The sequence below is a fragment of the Streptosporangium minutum genome (assembly GCF_002149035.1).
Lineage (GTDB): Bacteria > Actinomycetota > Actinomycetes > Streptosporangiales > Streptosporangiaceae > Streptosporangium > Streptosporangium minutum.
Genome location: NZ_NGFP01000439.1, coordinates 1 through 3209, shown reverse-complemented (window position 1 = coordinate 3209; position 3209 = coordinate 1). Strand labels below are relative to the sequence as shown.

Annotated in this window: 1 rRNA gene; it reads right to left on the bottom strand. The window is 56.4% G+C overall.

The features are described from left to right. Window positions 1–7: 7 nt before the first annotated feature. A 23S ribosomal RNA gene (locus tag CA984_RS43225) occupies window positions 8–3133 on the bottom strand. Between the last annotated feature and the right edge of the window lie 76 nt (window positions 3134–3209).

Here is a 3209-nt window from a genome sequence, read left to right as displayed (position 1 = left end):
ATGCTTTGTGGTCAAGTCCTCGGCCTATTAGTACCGGTCAGCTCCACACATTACTGTGCTTCCACCTCCGGCCTATCAACCCAATCGTCTATTGGGGGCCTTACCCACTCACGTGGTGGGAGACCTCATCTCAAGGCGAGCTTCCCGCTTAGATGCTTTCAGCGGTTATCCCTTCCGAACGTAGCCAACCAGCCGTGCTCCTGGCGGAACAACTGGCACACCAGAGGTTCGTCCGTCCCGGTCCTCTCGTACTAGGGACAGCTCCTTTCAAGTCTCCTGCGCGCGCAGCGGATAGGGACCGAACTGTCTCGCGACGTTCTAAACCCAGCTCGCGTACCGCTTTAATGGGCGAACAGCCCAACCCTTGGGACCTACTCCAGCCCCAGGATGCGACGAGCCGACATCGAGGTGCCAAACCATCCCGTCGATATGGACTCTTGGGGAAGATCAGCCTGTTATCCCCGGGGTACCTTTTAGCCGTTGAGCGACGGCGCTTCCACAAGCCACCGCCGGATCACTAGTCCCAGCTTTCGCTCCTGCTCGACCCGTCGGTCTCACAGTCAAGCTCCCTTGTGCACTTACACTCGACACCTGATTGCCAACCAGGCTGAGGGAACCTTTGGGCGCCTCCGTTACTCTTTAGGAGGCAACCGCCCCAGTTAAACTACCCACCAGACACTGTCCCTGATCCGGATCACGGACCGAAGTTAGACGTTCAAAACGACCAGAGTGGTATTTCACCAATGACTCCACCGCCACTAGCGTGACAGCTTCACAGTCTCCCACCTATCCTACACAAGACGTTCCAAACGCCAATGTCAAGCTGTAGTGAAGGTCCCGGGGTCTTTCCGTCCTGCTGCGCGTAACGAGCATCTTTACTCGTAGTGCAATTTCGCCGGGTCTGCGGTTGAGACAGCGGGGAAGTCGTTACGCCATTCGTGCAGGTCGGAACTTACCCGACAAGGAATTTCGCTACCTTAGGATGGTTATAGTTACCACCGCCGTTTACTGGCGCTTAAGTTCTCAGCTTCGCCACCCGAAGATGACTAACCGGTCCCCTTAACGTTCCAGCACCGGGCAGGCGTCAGTCCGTATACATCGTCTTACGACTTCGCACGGACCTGTGTTTTTAGTAAACAGTCGCTTCCCCCTGGCCTCTGCGACCCCCACCAGCTCCGAACGCAAAGGTTCATCACCAGCGAAGGCCCCCCTTCTCCCGAAGTTACGGGGGCAATTTGCCGAGTTCCTTAACCACAGTTCACCCGATCGCCTTGGTATTCTCTACCTGACCACCTGAGTCGGTTTCGGGTACGGGCCGCCACGACACTCACTAGAGGCTTTTCTCGGCAGCATAGGATCACCCACTTCGCCACAATCGGCTCGGCATCACATCTCAGGATAYRTGAGAGGCGGATTTGCCTACCTCTCTCCCTACATGCTTACCCCAGGACTACCATCGCCTGGGCTGGGCTACCTTCCTGCGTCACCCCATCGCTTACCTACTACCAGTTCAGGCCAGGCGTTCASYCTSACSCMSWCCCCGAAGGGACAACCGAGTTAAGGACCCTTAGTATCACTGGATTCAGTATTGGCGCATCGTAGCGGGTACGGGAATATCAACCCGTTGTCCATCGACTACGCCTGTCGGCCTCGCCTTAGGTCCCGACTTACCCTGGGCGGATTAGCCTGGCCCAGGAACCCTTGGTCATCCGGCGCAGAAGTTTCTCACTTCTGATTCGCTACTCATGCCTGCATTCTCACTCGCACGGCCTCCACAACTAGATCACTCTGCTGCTTCGCCGGCCGCACGACGCTCCCCTACCCATCCACACACCTAAACCACAAAGGCTCGGTWMATGTGTGAATGCCACGACTTCGGCGGTGTACTTGAGCCCCGCTACATTGTCGGCGCGGAATCACTTGACCAGTGAGCTATTACGCACTCTTTCAAGGGTGGCTGCTTCTAAGCCAACCTCCTGGTTGTCACTGCGACTCCACATCCTTTCCCACTTAGCACACGCTTAGGGGCCTTAGTCGGTGGTCTGGGCTGTTTCCCTCTCGACTACGGAGCTTATCCCCCGCAGTCTCACTGCTGCGCTCTCACTTACCGGCATTCGGAGTTTGGCTGACGTCAGTAACCTTGTCGGGCCCATTAGCCATCCAGTGCTCTACCTCCGGCAAGAAACACGCAACGCTGCACCTAAATGCATTTCGGGGAGAACCAGCTATCACGGAGTTTGATTGGCCTTTCACCCCTAAACACAGGTCATCCCCCAGGTTTTCAACCCTGGTGGGTTCGGTCCTCCACGCGGTCTTACCCGCGCTTCAACCTGCCCATGCCTAGATCACTCCGCTTCGGGTCTACAGCATGCGACTCAAACGCCCTATTCAGACTCGCTTTCGCTACGGCTCCCCCACACGGGTTAACCTCGCCACACACCATAACTCGCAGGCTCATTCTTCAAAAGGCACGCAGTCACATCACARACGCCCRAAGACGTYTACGCTCCTACGGCTTGTAGGCACACGGTTTCAGGTACTATTTCACGACCCCTCACCGGGGCGCTTTTCACCTTTCCCTCACGGTACTTGTTCACTATCGGTCATCAGGGAGTATTTAGGCTTACCAGGTGGTCCTGGCAGATTCACACAGGATTTCTCGGGCCCCGTGCTACTTGGGATCCCCTCAAACAGTCGACAAGATTTCGCCTACCCGGCTCTCACGGTCTACGGCGCAACTTCCCAGAAACTTCGGCTATCCCATCGATTTCTCACTGCTTACGGTCTCGGCAGAAACCGTCAGAGGGTCCCACAACCCCGCACACGCAACGCCTGCCGGCTATCACACGCATACGGTTTAGCCTCTTCCGCTTTCGCTCACCACTACTCACGGAATCACTAATTTGTTTTCTCTTCCTACGGGTACTGAGATGTTTCACTTCCCCGCGTTACCACCAACCGCCCTATACATTCAGGCGGAGGCAACACCACATGACTGGTGCTAGGTTTCCCCATTCGGACATCCCCGGATCAAAGTCAGGTTGGCGACTCCCCGGGGCTTAACGCAGCCTCCCACGTCCTTCATCGGCTCCTGATGCCAAGGCATCCACCGTGTGCCCTAAAAAACTTGGCCACAAAGATGCTCGCGTCCACTATGCAAATCTCAAACAACAAACAGCGACCGAAACCCGCCCCACCACCGAACACCC